The organism is Pseudomonas sp. MH9.3, from assembly GCF_034354675.1.
Classification (GTDB): Bacteria; Pseudomonadota; Gammaproteobacteria; order Pseudomonadales; family Pseudomonadaceae; genus Aquipseudomonas.
The window spans coordinates 3,640,022-3,654,959 of sequence record NZ_CP133785.1; the positions used below are offsets into that span (position 1 = coordinate 3,640,022).

Annotated in this window: 12 protein-coding genes; 5 read left to right on the plus strand and 7 right to left on the minus strand. The window is 61.8% G+C overall.

From position 1 onward, the window contains the following. Positions 1 to 867, minus strand: a complete 867-nt coding sequence (gene hexR, locus RHM60_RS16180; RefSeq protein WP_003177007.1) for a transcriptional regulator HexR — start codon at positions 865 to 867, stop codon at positions 1 to 3. 162 nt (positions 868 to 1,029) lie between these two features. After that, positions 1,030 to 3,903: a putative bifunctional diguanylate cyclase/phosphodiesterase gene (locus tag RHM60_RS16185; protein WP_209986575.1), complete on the minus strand. Its 2,874-nt coding sequence runs from the start codon at positions 3,901 to 3,903 to the stop codon at positions 1,030 to 1,032. 275 nt (positions 3,904 to 4,178) lie between these two features. Here RHM60_RS16185 and uvrD point away from each other — a divergent pair, with 275 nt between their 5' ends. The 3 genes from uvrD to RHM60_RS16200 all read left to right on the plus strand — a co-directional run bounded on the left by uvrD (position 4,179) and on the right by RHM60_RS16200 (position 7,968). After that, the gene (uvrD, locus tag RHM60_RS16190; protein WP_209986578.1) at positions 4,179 to 6,362 is read left to right on the plus strand and encodes a DNA helicase II; all 2,184 of its coding nucleotides are present in this window, start codon (positions 4,179 to 4,181) and stop codon (positions 6,360 to 6,362) included. Positions 6,363 to 6,551: 189 nt separating this feature from the next. Next, complete coding sequence (locus RHM60_RS16195) at positions 6,552 to 7,424, plus strand: Tim44 domain-containing protein (protein ID WP_209986582.1); 873 nt, start codon at positions 6,552 to 6,554, stop codon at positions 7,422 to 7,424. A 136-nt stretch (positions 7,425 to 7,560) separates the two neighbouring features. Further along, a complete protein-coding gene (locus tag RHM60_RS16200) occupies positions 7,561 to 7,968 on the plus strand; it encodes an SMI1/KNR4 family protein (RefSeq protein ID WP_209986585.1) in 408 nt (135 codons plus the stop codon). A gap of 143 nt (positions 7,969 to 8,111) precedes the next feature. On the opposite strand, the gene RHM60_RS16205 is transcribed toward RHM60_RS16200, so the two are convergent. Further along, positions 8,112 to 9,875, minus strand: a complete 1,764-nt coding sequence (locus RHM60_RS16205) for a cation:proton antiporter (protein WP_209986588.1) — start codon at positions 9,873 to 9,875, stop codon at positions 8,112 to 8,114. Positions 9,876 to 10,165: 290 nt separating this feature from the next. Between RHM60_RS16205 and RHM60_RS16210 the strand changes: the two genes are divergently transcribed. Beyond that, entirely contained in the window at positions 10,166 to 10,642 is a 477-nt protein-coding gene (locus tag RHM60_RS16210) for an acyl-CoA thioesterase (protein WP_028618540.1), read from the plus strand. A 60-nt stretch (positions 10,643 to 10,702) separates the two neighbouring features. Here the strand turns inward: RHM60_RS16210 and pdxY are convergent, their stop codons facing one another. After that, positions 10,703 to 11,575, minus strand: a complete 873-nt coding sequence (pdxY, locus tag RHM60_RS16215) for a pyridoxal kinase PdxY (protein ID WP_209986591.1) — start codon at positions 11,573 to 11,575, stop codon at positions 10,703 to 10,705. A 117-nt stretch (positions 11,576 to 11,692) separates the two neighbouring features. Here pdxY and RHM60_RS16220 point away from each other — a divergent pair, with 117 nt between their 5' ends. Next, entirely contained in the window at positions 11,693 to 12,088 is a 396-nt protein-coding gene (locus tag RHM60_RS16220) for a DUF3301 domain-containing protein (RefSeq protein WP_209986594.1), read from the plus strand. On the opposite strand, the gene RHM60_RS16225 is transcribed toward RHM60_RS16220, so the two are convergent. From RHM60_RS16225 to zigA, 3 genes are read right to left on the minus strand one after another with little or no spacing between them, the layout of a single operon-like run. Then, on the minus strand, positions 12,082 to 13,044 hold the full coding sequence (locus RHM60_RS16225) for a CobW family GTP-binding protein (protein ID WP_322214631.1): 963 nt from the start codon (positions 13,042 to 13,044) through the stop codon (positions 12,082 to 12,084). The genes RHM60_RS16220 and RHM60_RS16225 overlap by 7 nt on opposite strands. A gap of 44 nt (positions 13,045 to 13,088) precedes the next feature. Further along, entirely contained in the window at positions 13,089 to 13,733 is a 645-nt protein-coding gene (locus RHM60_RS16230; RefSeq protein ID WP_322212211.1) for a DUF1826 domain-containing protein, read from the minus strand. Beyond that, positions 13,733 to 14,938: a zinc metallochaperone GTPase ZigA gene (gene zigA, locus RHM60_RS16235; protein WP_322212212.1), complete on the minus strand. Its 1,206-nt coding sequence runs from the start codon at positions 14,936 to 14,938 to the stop codon at positions 13,733 to 13,735. Before zigA ends, RHM60_RS16230 begins: the two co-directional genes overlap by 1 nt.

Below are 14,938 nucleotides of genomic sequence, written 5' to 3' on the forward strand. Positions count from 1 at the left end.
TCAGTCGTCCAGGGCTTTGACCGACTTGGGCGATAACCGCAGGCTGCGCAAGCTGCGCTTCACGCTCTTGAGGTGGTTGACCAGGCTCGGTCCGCGCGCCATGGCAACGCCCATGGCCAGTACGTCGATCACCACCAGGTGGGCGATACGCGAGGTCAGCGGCGTGTAGATTTCGGTGTCTTCGTGCACATCGATCGCCAGGTTGACCGTGGACAGTTCCGCCAATGGCGTCTGGCTCGGGCACAGGGTGATCAGCGAGGCGCCGCTTTCGCGCACCAGGTTGGCGGTGATCAGCAGGTCTTTGGAGCGGCCGGACTGGGAAATGCAGATGGCAACGTCGGTAGGCTTCAAGGTCACCGCCGACATCGCCTGCATGTGCGGGTCGCTGTAGGCAGCTGCGGTGAGCAGCAAGCGGAAGAACTTGTGCTGGGCGTCGGCCGCCACCGCACCCGAGGCGCCAAAACCGTAGAACTCCACGCGCTGGGCCTGGGACATGGCGGTCACGGCCTTTTGCAGCTCCACCGGGTCGAGCTTCTCGCGCACTTCCATCAGGGTATGCAGAGTGGTGTCAAAAATCTTAAGGCTGTAGTCGGCGACCGAATCGTCTTCGTGGATCGCAAACTGACCAAAACTCGCACCGGCGGCCAGGCTCTGGGCCAGCTTGAGTTTCAGGTCCTGGAACCCCGAGCAACCGATGGCGCGGCAGAAGCGCACGATGGTCGGCTCGCTGATGCCCACGCTGTGGGCCAGGTCGGCCATGGAACTGTGCATCACGGCCGCGGGGTCAAGCAGCACGTGATCGGCAACCTTGAGTTCCGATTTGCGTAACAGGTGGCGCGACTGGGCGATATGTTGCAGCAGATTCACAGGGCAGGACTCTTGTTATTGGCAGGCGCCAGGGATGTAGCAAGCTTGTAGTTATACTACAGGAATTGTCGTTTTGCCCGTTTGATCCTTCACTAAATCGCCCCCTTCCCCTGTGAATCTGAGGCCACACATCATGTAGCACCAGGGGCGGACCCGACGTCGTTAAGGAAAATCTGCATTCTCGCGTAACAATTGCGCGAACTGTTCAGCCGGGATCGGCCGGCTGATCAGGTAGCCCTGCACCTCGTCGCACTGTTGCGCGCGCAGGAAATCCAGTTGCTGCTGATCTTCCACGCCTTCGGCCACCACCTTGAGCGCCAGGCCGTGGGCCATGGCGATGATTGCGCGGGTGATGGCCGCGTCTTCGCGCCCCTGCCCCAGCCCACGAATAAAGGTCTGGTCGATCTTCACGTAGTCCACGGGGATGCGTTTGAGGTAGCTCAGGGACGAATAGCCGGTGCCAAAATCGTCGATGGCCAGCTTCACCCCCAGGTCGCGCAGTTGCTGGAAGGTGGCGATGATGTGCTCGACGCTGTCGAGCAACTGGCTTTCCGTCAGCTCCAGCTCCAGGTATTGCGGGTCCAGGCCGGTTTCTTCGAGTACCTGGCGCACCAGACTGACCAGCTTGCCCTGGCGCAACTGATGCACCGACAGGTTCACCGACACCCGGATCGGCGCCAGCCCCTGGCGCTGCCACTCACAGGCTTGCCAGCAGGCCTGGCGCAGCACGAACTCGCCCAGCGGCACAATCAGGCCGGTCTCTTCGGCCAGGCCGATAAAATCCCCCGGCGGCACCATGCCCCACTGCGGATGCTCCCAGCGCACCAGCGCTTCGGCCGCATTGAGCGTGCCGCTGGCCAGGCACAGCTTGGGTTGGTAGAACACCGTGAGCTGACGCTCTTCGATGGCCTTGCGCAGGTGGTTTTCCAGCTGCAGACGCTCCAGGGTGCTGGCTTGCAGGCTGTCGGTGTAGAACTGGAAGTTATTGCCGCCCAGGTGCTTGGCGTGTTGCATGGCCATGTTCGATTGGCTGACCAGCTCGGAAATTTCCCGCGCGTTATCCGGCAACAGGCTGACCCCCATAGAGGCGCTGACCACCAATTCATGCCCCTCAACGGTCACCGGCACGCGCAGCTTGGCCAACAATCGCGTGGCCACCCGGGCCAGGCTGGAGAGGTTGCCGTAGGCGTCAAACAGCACGGCGAATTCGTCACCGGACAGGCGCGCGATGGTATCGGCCTCGGGCAAGGCATTGATCAGGCGCCTCGCCATCTTTTGCAACAACTGGTCGGCCACTTCATGGCCCAGGCTGTCGTTGAGCAACTTGAAGCGGTCCAGGTTGATATGCAGCAACGCCAGGCTGCGGCCGCCCTGACGCACCCGCTGATGAGCCTCGCGCAGGCGCTCGCGAAACAGCGAGCGGTTGGCCAGCCCGGTCAATTCGTCGTAGTGAGTGAGGTAGCGCATGCGCTCCTCCGATTCACGCCTGGCGGAAAGATCGGCGAAGAAGCCCACGATATGGCTGACCTTGCCGCGAATATCGCGCACCACGTTCAGTTGCAGCCATTGCGGGTACAACTCGCCGTTCTTGCGCGTTTCCACCAGTTCACCTTGCCAGGTGCCATGGCTGAGCAGCGCCTGATGGATCAGCGGGAAGTGGCGTCGAGCGTCGCGGCTGCAGGGCAGCTCCACGACGTTGCGGCCGAGCATGTCGTCGATATCGAAGCCGGTGACCCGGCTGAAGGCCTGGTTGACAGCGATCAGCGCGTAATTCGGGTCAAGAATCACGATGCCTTCGCTGGCCGCCTCGAACACCGTCGAGGCCAGCCGCTGCTGCTCCTCCAGGACCTTGTCGGCGCTGATATCACGGCGCGTGCCGAGCATGCGGATCACGCGCCCGCTGGGTGAATGTTCCACCGCGCGGCCACGGTCTTCGATCCACACCCAGTGGCCATCGCCGTGGCGCACGCGGTATTGCACCTGATAGTCCTCGCTGCGGCCCTTGAGGTGATCCACCAGCGCACGCTTGAGCAGCGGCACATCCTCGGGGTGCAGGCGCGGCTTGAGATGGCTGAGCATGGCCGTGATGTACTCGGGTTCCAGGCCGAACAATTCCTTGAGGTGGGAGTGGTGGACTTCGTCGGTCTGCAGGTTCCAGTCCCACAGGCCCAGTTCGCTAGCTTGCAGGGCCATGGCCAGGCGCTCTTCGCTCTTATTCAGGGCGAGGCTGGCGGCATCCAGTTCCTGGCTGCGTTGCGCCACACGGTCCTGCAGGCCGATTTGCGCCTCGCGCAGGTCCTGTTCGACCTTGCGCCGCTGCTCGACTTCGCGCACCAGGTCCTGATTGAGCTGCTCGCTGCGCTGCTGGGCCTGTTGCAGGTGTTCGATCAAGGCCTGGTTCTGGAAGCGCCGCACCAGCCCGCGCTGGATCAGGCGGTTGACCTGCCAGGCGACCAGGCTGAGCGATGCCAGCAGAATTAGCCCGAGCACGGCCCAGCCACGTTGCTGCGCTGCGCCGTCCCAGAACAGATAGGCAATGGCCGGTACCAGGCACGGCAAGGCAAACGACAGGAATGCCGACAGACTCACGGCGTAGGCCACACTGGCCGACAAGGTGGCCGCCCCGAGCAGGCCGAACACCCAGGCCTGCTGCATGAAGCTGTCTTTGGGCACCAGGGCGATGGCGGCGATGGCCAGGGTCAGGCCGCTGACCGCCGAGCCGAGCATGAACATGCGCCGCCATACCGGTTGCGCCTGCCGACTGGGCATCGCCGAATCAAACGCCGCCACCTGAATCACGCGCATCGCCACCAGGGCAAGCAACCAGACCATCCAGAGGCTGTCGAGCAGGTATTGCCGGGGGTTCCACAGCAGCCAGGCACAGACCAGACCGTTCACCAACATCAATAGGGTCGGTAGCAGCGAGCCCTGATAAAGCAGGCGTGTGCGCTCGACCGCCATCTCGGTGGCGTAGTGCTTGCGGATAACCTGCGCGGGCGCGGCCGTGAGGCCAGACAGGTCAGTGCTGAGGGTCATAGGCGATGTTCTTATAATGGTGAGCCCGAACGTTCGCGGAGCATACACAAGCAAGTGCCCGGGCCAAACCGCCCTGTGCGATAAAAATCACCTGTCAAAGGCACGCAAAGCTGGGTCCAGAGGCCTTCAGCGAGACGCAGCGCGGGCTGTGGCCATGACTTACCGGTCATCCCATGCGAAAGAATGTTTACCGGACCACAGCGCGCCGCAGGTTTTCCGTCGACCGAGCGGCATTGGGATTTGCCCGACTCCCCCCGGCACCCTAGAATGCGTCGATGCGCGATGATCTCTCCCTTCTGCTGAACTCCCTCAACGATGCCCAACGCCAGGCCGTAGCCGCCCCCGTTGGCCGTCAGTTGGTCCTGGCCGGTGCTGGCTCCGGTAAAACCCGAGTGCTGGTGCACCGTATCGCCTGGTTGATCCAGGTCGAGAACGCGTCGCCGCACTCCATCCTGTCGGTGACTTTCACCAACAAGGCGGCTGCCGAGATGCGCCACCGCATCGAGCAGTTGATGGGCATCAGCCCGGCCGGCATGTGGGTGGGCACCTTCCACGGCCTGGCGCACCGCCTGTTGCGCGCGCACTGGCAGGAAGCGGGCCTGAGCCAGACCTTCCAGATTCTCGACAGCGACGACCAGCAACGCCTGGTCAAGCGGGTGATGCGCGAACTGGGCCTGGACGAACAGCGCTGGCCCGCGCGCCAGGCGCAGTGGTTTATCAACGGCCAGAAAGACGAAGGCCTGCGCCCGCAGCATATTCAAGCCAGCGGCGATCTGTTCCTGGCCACCATGCGCAGCGTTTATGAAGCCTACGAGGCCGCCTGCCTGCGTGCCGGCGTGATCGACTTCTCCGAATTGCTGTTGCGCGCCCTCGACCTGTGGCGCGACAACCCGGGCCTGCTGGCGCATTACCAGAAACGCTTTCGCCACATTCTGGTGGACGAGTTCCAGGACACCAACGCCGTGCAGTACGCCTGGTTGCGCCTGCTGGCCAAGGGCGGTGACAGCCTGATGGTAGTGGGCGACGACGATCAGTCGATCTATGGCTGGCGCGGCGCGAAAATCGAGAACATCTACCAGTATTCCGATGACTTCCCGGACGCGGCCACCATCCGCCTGGAGCAGAACTACCGCTCCACCGCCGGTATCCTCAAAGCCGCCAATGCCTTGATCGCCAACAACACCGGGCGCCTGGGCAAAGAGCTGTGGACAGACGGCGGCGAAGGCGAAGCGATCAACCTGTACGCCGCGTTCAACGAGCACGATGAAGCGCGCTACGTGGTGGAAACCATCGAAAGCGCGCTGAAAACCGGCCTGGCGCGCAGCGACATCGCCATTCTCTATCGCTCCAACGCCCAGTCGCGGGTGCTGGAAGAAGCCTTGCTGCGCGAACGTATCCCGTACCGCATCTATGGCGGCCAGCGCTTCTTCGAGCGCGCGGAAATCAAGAACGCCATGGCCTACCTGCGTCTGCTGGAAGGCCGTGGCAACGATGCGGCGCTGGAGCGGGTGATCAATATCCCGACGCGTGGCATCGGTGAAAAAACCGTTGAAGCGATCCGCGACCATGCGCGCCACGCCGATGTATCGATGTGGGAAGCCATGCGCTTGCTGATCGCCAATAAAGGCCTGACCGGCCGTGCGGCCGGGGCATTGGGCGGGTTTGTCGAGCTGATCGAGACCCTCGCCGCCAAGTGCATGGAAATGCCCCTGCACCTGATGACCCAGACCGTGATCGAACAGTCCGGGCTGATCGCCTATCACGAAGCGGAAAAAGGCGAGAAAGGCCAGGCCCGGGTAGAAAACCTTGAGGAACTGGTCAGCGCCGCGCGGGCGTTCGAAAATGCCGAGACCGAAGAAGACCTTACACCGCTCGCCGCGTTCCTCGGTCATGCCTCATTGGAGGCCGGCGACACGCAGGCCGACGAGCATGAAGACAGCGTCCAACTGATGACCTTGCACAGCGCCAAGGGTCTGGAGTTTCCGTATGTGTTCCTGGTGGGCATGGAAGAGGGTCTGTTCCCGCACAAGATGAGCCTGGAAGAGCCGGGCCGCCTTGAGGAGGAGCGCCGTCTGGCCTATGTGGGCATCACCCGGGCGATGCAGAACCTGGTGATGACCTACGCCGAGACCCGGCGCCTGTATGGCAGCGAGACCTACAACAAGGTGTCGCGCTTCGTACGTGAAGTGCCGAAGGGGCTGATTCAGGAAGTGCGCCTGTCCAACAGCGTCAGCCGCCCGTTCGGCGGTGGCCAGCAACAGAACAGCAGCACCCTGTTTGCAGGGTCCGAGATTCCCGAAACCCAGTTCAGTCTAGGCCAGCAGGTGCGGCATTCGATTTTCGGCGAAGGGGTGATCCTCAACTTCGAAGGCGCCGGCGCCCAGGCTCGGGTGCAGGTGAACTTCGCCGAAGGCAGCAAGTGGCTGATGATGGGTTATGCCAAGCTCGAGGCGGTCTGACACATTTGCCTACATGAAGGCTGTTGGTCCGCCCTTGTTTTTAACGAGCGCGGGCCAATATCTGTAACTAGTCCTACAGACCCTTCGGAATAGGTCCTACGCAAAAGCCCGAAACACTCTGCCGCTAGCCACTGCCACAACACCTGTGCAACATGGCGCGCGTGCAATCCACAAATGGGAATTCCCTTTATGAAACGTTTTCTTAGCATCGCCATGGCGTTGTGCATCGGTTTGACGATGAGCATCGACGCTAACGCCAAACGCTTCGGTGGCGGCAAAAGCATGGGCTCGGCACCGACTCACCAAACCAGCCAAATGGCTCCTTCCGCGGGTGCCGGCGGTGCTGCAGCTACCGCAGGTGCAGCCGGTGCTGCTGGCGCTGCTGCCAAAGCCGGCGGTGCGTCGCGCTGGCTCGGCCCTCTGGCCGGCATCGCAGCCGGTGGCCTGCTGGCCTCCATGTTCATGGGCGGCGGCTTCCAGGGCATGCAGATTTTCGACATCCTGATCCTGGCGGTCATCGCCTTTGTGATCTTCCGCTTCATCGCCGCCCGTCGCCGCAAGCAGCAGGAGCATATGGCCCCGGCCGGCGCGCCGATGCAGCGTGAAGTCTTCGAGCAGAAGCCTGCGGCAATGGGTTCGATCTTCGGTGGTTCGGCAGCACAGGCTCCCGCTCGTCCGGTGATCAATGCACCGGCCTGGTTCAACGAGGAGCGTTTCGTCGAAGCGGCCCGCAGCCACTTCCAGTCCCTGCAGCAGCACTGGGACGCCAACGAAATGGACAAGATCGCCGAGTTCGTGACCCCGCAACTGCTGGAGTTCCTCAAGCGCGAACGTGCCGAGATTGGCGATGCGTTCCAGTCGACCTACATCGACGACCTGCGCGTCCAGCTGGACGGTGTGGATGATCGCGCCGACAAGACCATCGCCACCCTGACCTTCAGCGGTGTGTCGAAGACCTCGCGCTTCGACCAGGGCGAAGCGTTCAGCGAAAGCTGGAACATGGAACGTCCACAGGGCGAGAACCAGCCATGGCTGGTCGCCGGTATCCGCCAGAACAGCTGATACCCGCACGCTTGAGCATGCGGTAATAAAAAACCCCGGACTTGTCCGGGGTTTTCTATTTCACGGTTGCACTTATAGCGAGCTACTGTATAAAACGCCCCTATTAACCGCGCCATCTAGCAAGAGGATCCCGGCCGTGGAAGAAATCATCGAACAATTGCGTGAAGCCAACGAGCCCGTACCGGTTCCTCTGGAACTGCCTGACGAAGACCAACTGGTGGAAATCGAGGAACAACTGTTCATCGACATCCCGTTCGTCTTCCGCGAATTCCTGCTCACCGTCAGCGACGTGGTGTACGGCAGCCTGGAGCCGGTGACCGTCACCGACCCCCAATCGCACACCTACCTTCCGGAAGTGGCGGCCAACGCCTGGGATGCCGGCGTGGACCGCAGCCTGATCCCGATCTGTCAGGACGGCGACGACTATTACTGCGTCGAGGAAGACGGCACTGTGGTGCTGTGGTCCGCTGAAGAAGAACTGGTCCAGGAAGAAACCTGGGAATCGGTGTGGCACTGGGCGCGGGACGTCTGGCTGGAAAGCTGATCGCGACTGCATGGGCACAGCCAAGCCGATTCAAATGTGGGAGGGGGCCTGCTCCCGATAGCGGTGGATCAGTCAACACCCTCAGTGACTGACACACTGACATCGGGAGCAAGCCCCTCCCACATTGGATACTCAGCGCATCCTCAGTGCTCCGACGTATCCTTATGGTTATCCAGCGTCTCCAGCAACGCCACCTGCATCCGCGTATGCACGCGGATGAACCAGCGCCAGAGCACCGCTGCCACCGCCGCCGTCACCACGGCAATCAACACCAGCAACTTATTGGTCGGCAAAATGCTGGCTGACAAAGCTGCCAGCAGCACGAAAATCACCAACAGCGACAGAATCGGAATCAGCTCCGCGATCACCCGTCGCACACGCTGGGTATGCCGCCCGGCCATCTCCGGCTTCACGCTCATCTCGGCCAGCAACATCGACAGTGCCTTGAGCTTGCGGTACGCCGCAATCAGAAACGGCAGCGACAGCAGCAACGCCCCACCCCAGATCAGAGCCTTCTGCCAGCTTGGATCGCTGATCCAGCCTTCCAGATAACCTCCGATGCGCGCCGCAAAAAAACTGCCGGTGAAGAAAATCGCAATCACCAGCGCCAGGTTCACCCCCACCTGCAGGATGATCTTGCGGATCATCGACGCCAGCATCGCGCCCTCGCCTTGCGGCTGGATACTGCGCAACCACTCGCCGTACAGGCCAAACACCCGGCTCAAGCGCGTGGGCATTACGGCGGCAATCTTCAGTGAAAGCGGGTCGGCACTGCGAATCAGGTAGGGCGTGAGCAAGGTGGTGATCACCGAGACGGCCACCGCCACCGGGTAAAGAAAGTCGCTGGTTACCTGCAACGTCATCCCCAGCGCGGCGATGATGAAGGAAAACTCACCAATCTGTGACAGCCCCATGCCCACGCGCAGTGAGGTGCGGCCGTCATTGCCGGCAATAAACGCCCCGAGGCCGCAGGACAGCATCTTCCCCAGCACCACCGCCACGGTGATCACCGCGATCGGCCAGGCGTATTGGAGCAGGATCTGCGGGTCGATCATCAAGCCGATCGCTACGAAGAAGATAGCGCTGAACATGTCGCGAACCGGCTCGATCAGGCGCTCGATCTTAATCAACTGGCGGGACTCGGCCATGATCGCGCCAATCAGGAACGCCCCCAGCACCATGCTGTATTCCAGCTTGACCACCAGCAGGCAGAAGCCGAAACACAGGCCCAACACGGTGATCAGCAGCATTTCGTTACTTTCGAACCTCGCCACATAGGCCAGCAAGCGCGGCACCAGCAGAATGCCGATCACCAGCGCCACAATCATGAACAGCGAGAGCTTGCCGACCGTGGAAAACACCTCGCCGGAGCTGACCGTGCCACTGACGGCGATGCTCGACAGCAAGGCGATGATGCCGATACCCAGGATGTCCTCGACGATCAACACGCCGAAAATCAGCTGGGCAAAGCGCTGGTTCTTCATCTTCAGGTCATTGAGCGCCTTGACGATGATGGTGGTCGAGGAAATGGCCAGGATTGCCCCGAGGAACAGCGAGTCCATGGTGTTCCAGTCGAACCACTGGCCGATCTCGTAGCCGATCCAGATCATCAGGATGATTTCGAGGAACGCCGCGATAAACGCCGTGGCGCCCACCTTGAACAACTTGCGCAGGCTGAATTCCAGGCCCAGGCAGAACATCAGGAAGATTACCCCCAGCTCGGCGAGGGTCTTGATGGTGTCTTCGTCATGGATCAGACCGAACGGCGGGGTGTGCGGGCCGATGATGAAGCCGGCGACGATGTAACCGAGTACCACCGGCTGCTTGAGTCGGTGAAACAGGATGGTGACCACCCCTGCCACCAGCATGATCACGGCCAGGTCCTGAATAAAGCTGATGGCGTGCATGGCGAGGGGCTCCTTGAGGGTACTGGCGCTTTTCCCACTTCCGCTCGCGCCGCTGAGCAGTCGCCAAGAGCGGAAGAAAGTCTACCTTGAACGTAAGAAATGCCCTGAGATGGGCGTTTGAAGGTTAACACCGCGACTTCCAGTGAAAAGCCGGTGCAATATATGGAAACAATCGCTGCGGGGCGTGACGGCAAGCCGCCCGTCGGCGTCCCGTTACCGATAGCGCTGCAAATGATTCCAGCACCCGCAGAGGTGCCTCCCCAACCAATGCCTACAACCGTGAGTGTGCTATGGAACCCGGAAACGCCCAACTGTCGATGACGGTATTGATGACCCCAGACATGGCCAACTTCTCAGGCAATGTCCACGGCGGCACATTGCTCAAGTACCTCGACGAAGTGGCCTACGCTTGTGCCAGCCGTTATGCCGGCCGTTATGTAGTCACCTTGTCGGTCGACCAGGTGATTTTTCGCGAACCGATTCATGTCGGCGAACTGGTGACCTTCCTCGCGTCAGTCAACTACACCGGCAATACCTCGATGGAAGTGGGCATCAAGGTGGTGACCGAGAACATCCGCGAACGCTCGGTGCGCCACACCAACAGTTGCTTCTTCACCATGGTGGCAGTGGACGACCAGCGCAAACCCGCCGCCGTGCCGCCGCTGCAACCGCAGAACAGCGAAGACAAGCGCCGCTTCGTGCAGGCCCAGCAGCGCCGGCAGATTCGCCAGGAGTTGGAAAAGCGCTATCAGGAAATCAAAGGCTGACAGGCTCACCGAATCAAAATATGGAAGGGGACTTGCCCCCTCCCACATTTTTCTGCGTGCTTATAGACCGATCGGCGTGGCCTCAAACCGCACGCGCGGGTGGGCGATTCGATCCTGGGCCCGCACCAGCTCCAACTCGTAACTGGCGCAGGCCTGGGTTTCCAGCAGCACTTCATGCACCGCCGCAGCGGTGAATTCGAACGCCGCCAGCAAGCTGTCGCCCAGCAGCACCCGCGCCAGGAACAGCCCCGAGGTCAGGTCGCCCACGCCCACCGGTTGGCGCGGGAATGCCAGCAGCGGCCGACGCAAGTGCCAGCTGCCGTCGGCGGTCACCAGCAGCATCTCGAAGCCGTCCGGCAACTTGCCCGGGTAATCGAGGTGCTTGACCAACACCGCCTTTGGCCCGCGCGCCAGCAAGGCCTTGGCCATCGCCAGGCAATCGAACAATGACTGCGGCTTGCGCCCGGCAAAGCTGTCCAGCTCGAGCTGGTTGGGGCAGAGAAAATCGGCCATGGCGGCAGCTTCATCCAGCAAGAAATCACTGACCTCCTGAGGCACGACGCAGCCTTTCTCCGCATGGCCCATCACCGGGTCGCACAGGTACAGGGCTTTGGGGTTGATCGCCTTGATGCGCGCCACGCCGGTGAGGATCGCGCGGCCCTGAGCGGCGCTGCCCAGGTAGCCAGAAAGAATGGCGTCGCAGTTGCCCAGTTCGCCAATCGCCGCAATGCCTTCCACCAGCGCCGGAATCTGCTGCGGCGCCAGCACCTCGCCGGCCCACTGACCATACTGGGTGTGGTTGGAGAACTGCACCGTGTTGAGCGGCCAGACATTCACCCCGACCCGCTGCATGGGGAATACGGCGGCGCTGTTTCCGGCGTGGCCAAAGACCACATGAGACTGGATCGCAAGCAGATGGGGTGTACGTTTCATGCAGGAAATGTCCATAAAGCCGTTGAAATTCCGGCCGCGCAGTATGCGACTAAACGCAGCCTGTACGACAGACCGGCGACACAGTTAAGCTGCTCTCACTTTGTTGGAGTTCATCGCATGCTGACCCTGGGAAACATCTTCGTGTTGATGCTGCTGGCGACCGGCGCCGCCTGGGTCTGGCACAACCACGGCTTGCGCGAGCGTGCGCTGGCGCGGGTCAAGCAGCATTGCGCCCGGCTCGACATCGAACTGCTCGATGGCGCGGTGGCGCTCAAGCGCATCGGTTTTGTGAAGGACGCCAACGGTCGACGGCGCCTGGCGCGGATCTACAATTTTGAATTTACCGTGACCGGCGAAACCCGCCACGCCGGTGTCATCACGCAGTTCGGCGCTCACAGCGCGCAAATCGAGCTGGCGCCCTACCCGTTCGAAGCCAAAGAGCCATTGCCCAGTGCCGAGGTGATCGAGCTGAGCCAATGGCGCCAGGATCACCCGGCCAAGAACCGTCAATAACGGCAGGCGGCAAGTGCAGTCTGCAACGCGGCGACTGCCTGAGGTTCGCTGAAGATCAATTCGATACGCGAGTCCCGCCGCCATTCGCTGGTCTGCCAGACGAGCACGCTGTTATCCACAGCGTTGGCCGAGACCCAGCCTTGGGTGCTGTGGATAACCAGCTTGGCGCGGCGCCAATCCAAACCTGACAGCCAGTGCTGCAGGCGCTCAACGTCAAAGCGCTGGCTCGGATGCCAGCGCCAACCGATGCTCCAGCCGCCCTCCTGGCCCTGGCTCAAGCAGATGGGCAGTGCGGGATCGCTCCAGATCGCCGGCAGTTGCGCCAACCCCTTGGGCACTTCGACGTTATCCACAGCCGCTTCGGCCTGCGTGTTCAAACCGGGCAGATACTCAATCGGCAGTTGCGCCTGGCGCGTCCAATACACTTCACAATCGGGTAATTGCCGTTCGATGGCCTGGCGCTGTTCGGTTTCCAGCCCCTCATCCTTGTTCAACACCAACAGACCCGCGCTGGCCAATGCCTCCTGCTGCGCAGGCGGCAGGGGTTTGCCCGACGCCAGCGCCTGGGCATCCAGCACCAGCACACAAGGCTGAACCGCCAGCACGTCCCGCCACGGCGTCTCGCGCAGTTGTTTGAGCAACTGCGCCGGGTGGCCCAAGCCTGAGGGCTCGATAAACAACCGGTCCGGCCTGGCCTTGCGCAACAGGCGGCCAAGGCCTACCTGAAACGGCGCACCATTGACGCAACACAGGCAGCCGCCCGCCACTTCGCCCAAGGCAATACCGTCGTCGTCCTGGGTGAGCAAGGCAGCGTCCAGGCCGATCTGCCCGAACTCGTTGATCAGCACCGCCCAACGCTCATTGGCCGGACGCTGGGCGAGCAGCTGCTTGATCAGGCTGGTCTTGCCGGCGCCCAGGGGCCCGGCGATCACATGGGTGGGAATGTTCTGCAGCATCGTGGGCATCGTTCAGGCCGTGTAAAGCGCTTGATCCTACGCGGTTATGCCAGCCAATCCAGCGTCAGGATCAATCGGCGCTCGCCGGCTTTGAGGGCGGGCGAGCGATGAATCAGACCGTGCGCTTCGTTGCCATGCCATTGGGTGCCTTTGAGCAGGGCCACTTCGCCGCACTGGACCTGTTCGATGCGCTCGCTGGGTTCGGCCTCCGGCTGGCCGAGTGCGCGCCGGTCCATCACGCCCTCGCGCACCCATTGGCTGCCGATACCGGCGTAGGTGGTGATCAGCCGCACCGGCACATGGTCCACGTGAAAGCGCGGGCACATGGCTTTGTCCAGCAGCCGCAGGCGCACGCCGATGCGTTTGGCCCCGAGCAGGCAGGCAAACGCGCTGACCAGCCATGACACATCGGCGATGAAGCCCTCATAGCCTTCAAGATCGCTGCAACTGGACGCCAGGCCCTGCAAGTTCGGCATCGCGTCTTCATCACTGAGTTCGATGACCATGGAATCGGCCAGCGGCTCATCGAGCGCCACCAGCAACTGCCCGAATTCAGCAATATGCAGCGGCAGCTGACGCTGCCACAGCGCCAGGTTCACGCCGTCTTCGAGGATATCGGACAGCGCCAGCGGGGTTTCTCCGCGCGTCTGGCGCACTACGGGACGCAGTTGGATGATCGGCGCAAGCATCAGGCGGCCTCTTCATACCAGGGGCCAAATGGATCGGCCAACACGCGCCATCCTTCGACGCCCAGGGCCATTTCTTCGTCGGTGAGCAAACAGGCATCCAGCTCGGCACGCATCAGTGCGAAATCGATGTTCTGCCCAATGAACACCAGTTCCTGACGGCAGTCGCCGGTGCTCAGCTGCCAGTTGCCCATGATCGCTGCGACGCTTTCCTTGTCCTCGGGCCACTGGCTTTTCGGCACGAAGCGCCACCAGCGTCCGGCAAAACCGTGACGCATCAAGCCACCGGCCTGGGACCAACTGCCCGCATCCTGATGCTTGCTGGCCAACCAGAAAAAACCCTTGGAGCGCAGCAGCTTGCCGTTGACCCAGGGACGGTCGATAAAGTCGAAAAAGCGCTGCGGGTGAAACGGGCGACGCGCGCGGTAAGAGGTGGACGCGATGCCGTACTCTTCGGTTTCCGGCACATGCTCGCCGCGCAACTCCTGCAGCCAGCCTGGGGCCTGGGCTGCGCGTTCGAAGTCAAAGCGGCCGGTGTTGACGATCTTGTTCAGCGGCACGTCGCCCATGACCATCGGGATAATTTCGGCCTGGGCGTTCAGGCGTTCGAGGATGGCCATCAGCTCTTCGCGTTCGTGGCTGCTGATCAGGTCGATCTTGCTGATCAGGATGACGTCGGCGAATTCGATCTGTTCGATCAACAGGTCGGTGATGGAGCGCTCGTCGTCTTCGCCCAGGGTTTCGCCGCGTGAGGCCAGGCTTTCAGCCGCCTGGTAATCGAGCAGGAAGTTCATGCCATCAACCACGGTGACCATGGTGTCCAGCCGCGCGATATCCGCCAGGCTTTGGTCGTTTTCATCGCGAAAAGTGAAGGTTTCAGCCACCGGCAGCGGTTCGGAAATGCCGGTGGACTCGATCAGCAGGTAATCGAACCGGCCCTCTTTGGCGAGCTTGGTGACTTCTTCGAGCAGGTCTTCACGCAAGGTGCAGCAGATGCAGCCATTGCTCATCTCCACCAGCTTTTCTTCGGAACGGTTGAGGGTGACGTCGCGCTGAACTTCGCTGCCGTCGATGTTGATTTCGCTCATGTCGTTGACGATCACCGCCACCCGCAGGTTTTCGCGGTTGCGCAGGACATGGTTGAGCAGCGTGCTTTTACCGGCGCCGAGAAAGCCGGACAACACGGTCACGGGGAGACGATTGGGCAT

What these genes read in the sequence shown, in the direction of transcription:
- RHM60_RS16185 (WP_209986575.1), bottom strand. Translation starts at nt 3,903, where the DNA reads ATGACCCTCAGCACTGACCTGTCTGGCCTCACGGCCGCGCCCGCGCAG.
- uvrD (WP_209986578.1), top strand. Translation starts at nt 4,179, where the DNA reads ATGCGCGATGATCTCTCCCTTCTGCTGAACTCCCTCAACGATGCCCAA.
- RHM60_RS16195 (WP_209986582.1), top strand. Translation starts at nt 6,552, where the DNA reads ATGAAACGTTTTCTTAGCATCGCCATGGCGTTGTGCATCGGTTTGACG.
- RHM60_RS16205 (WP_209986588.1), bottom strand. Translation starts at nt 9,875, where the DNA reads ATGCACGCCATCAGCTTTATTCAGGACCTGGCCGTGATCATGCTGGTG.
- RHM60_RS16210 (WP_028618540.1), top strand. Translation starts at nt 10,166, where the DNA reads ATGGAACCCGGAAACGCCCAACTGTCGATGACGGTATTGATGACCCCA.
- pdxY (WP_209986591.1), bottom strand. Translation starts at nt 11,575, where the DNA reads ATGAAACGTACACCCCATCTGCTTGCGATCCAGTCTCATGTGGTCTTT.
- RHM60_RS16220 (WP_209986594.1), top strand. Translation starts at nt 11,693, where the DNA reads ATGCTGACCCTGGGAAACATCTTCGTGTTGATGCTGCTGGCGACCGGC.
- RHM60_RS16225 (WP_322214631.1), bottom strand. Translation starts at nt 13,044, where the DNA reads ATGCTGCAGAACATTCCCACCCATGTGATCGCCGGGCCCCTGGGCGCC.
- RHM60_RS16230 (WP_322212211.1), bottom strand. Translation starts at nt 13,733, where the DNA reads ATGCTTGCGCCGATCATCCAACTGCGTCCCGTAGTGCGCCAGACGCGC.
- zigA (WP_322212212.1), bottom strand. Translation starts at nt 14,938, where the DNA reads ATGCCCAATCGTCTCCCCGTGACCGTGTTGTCCGGCTTTCTCGGCGCC.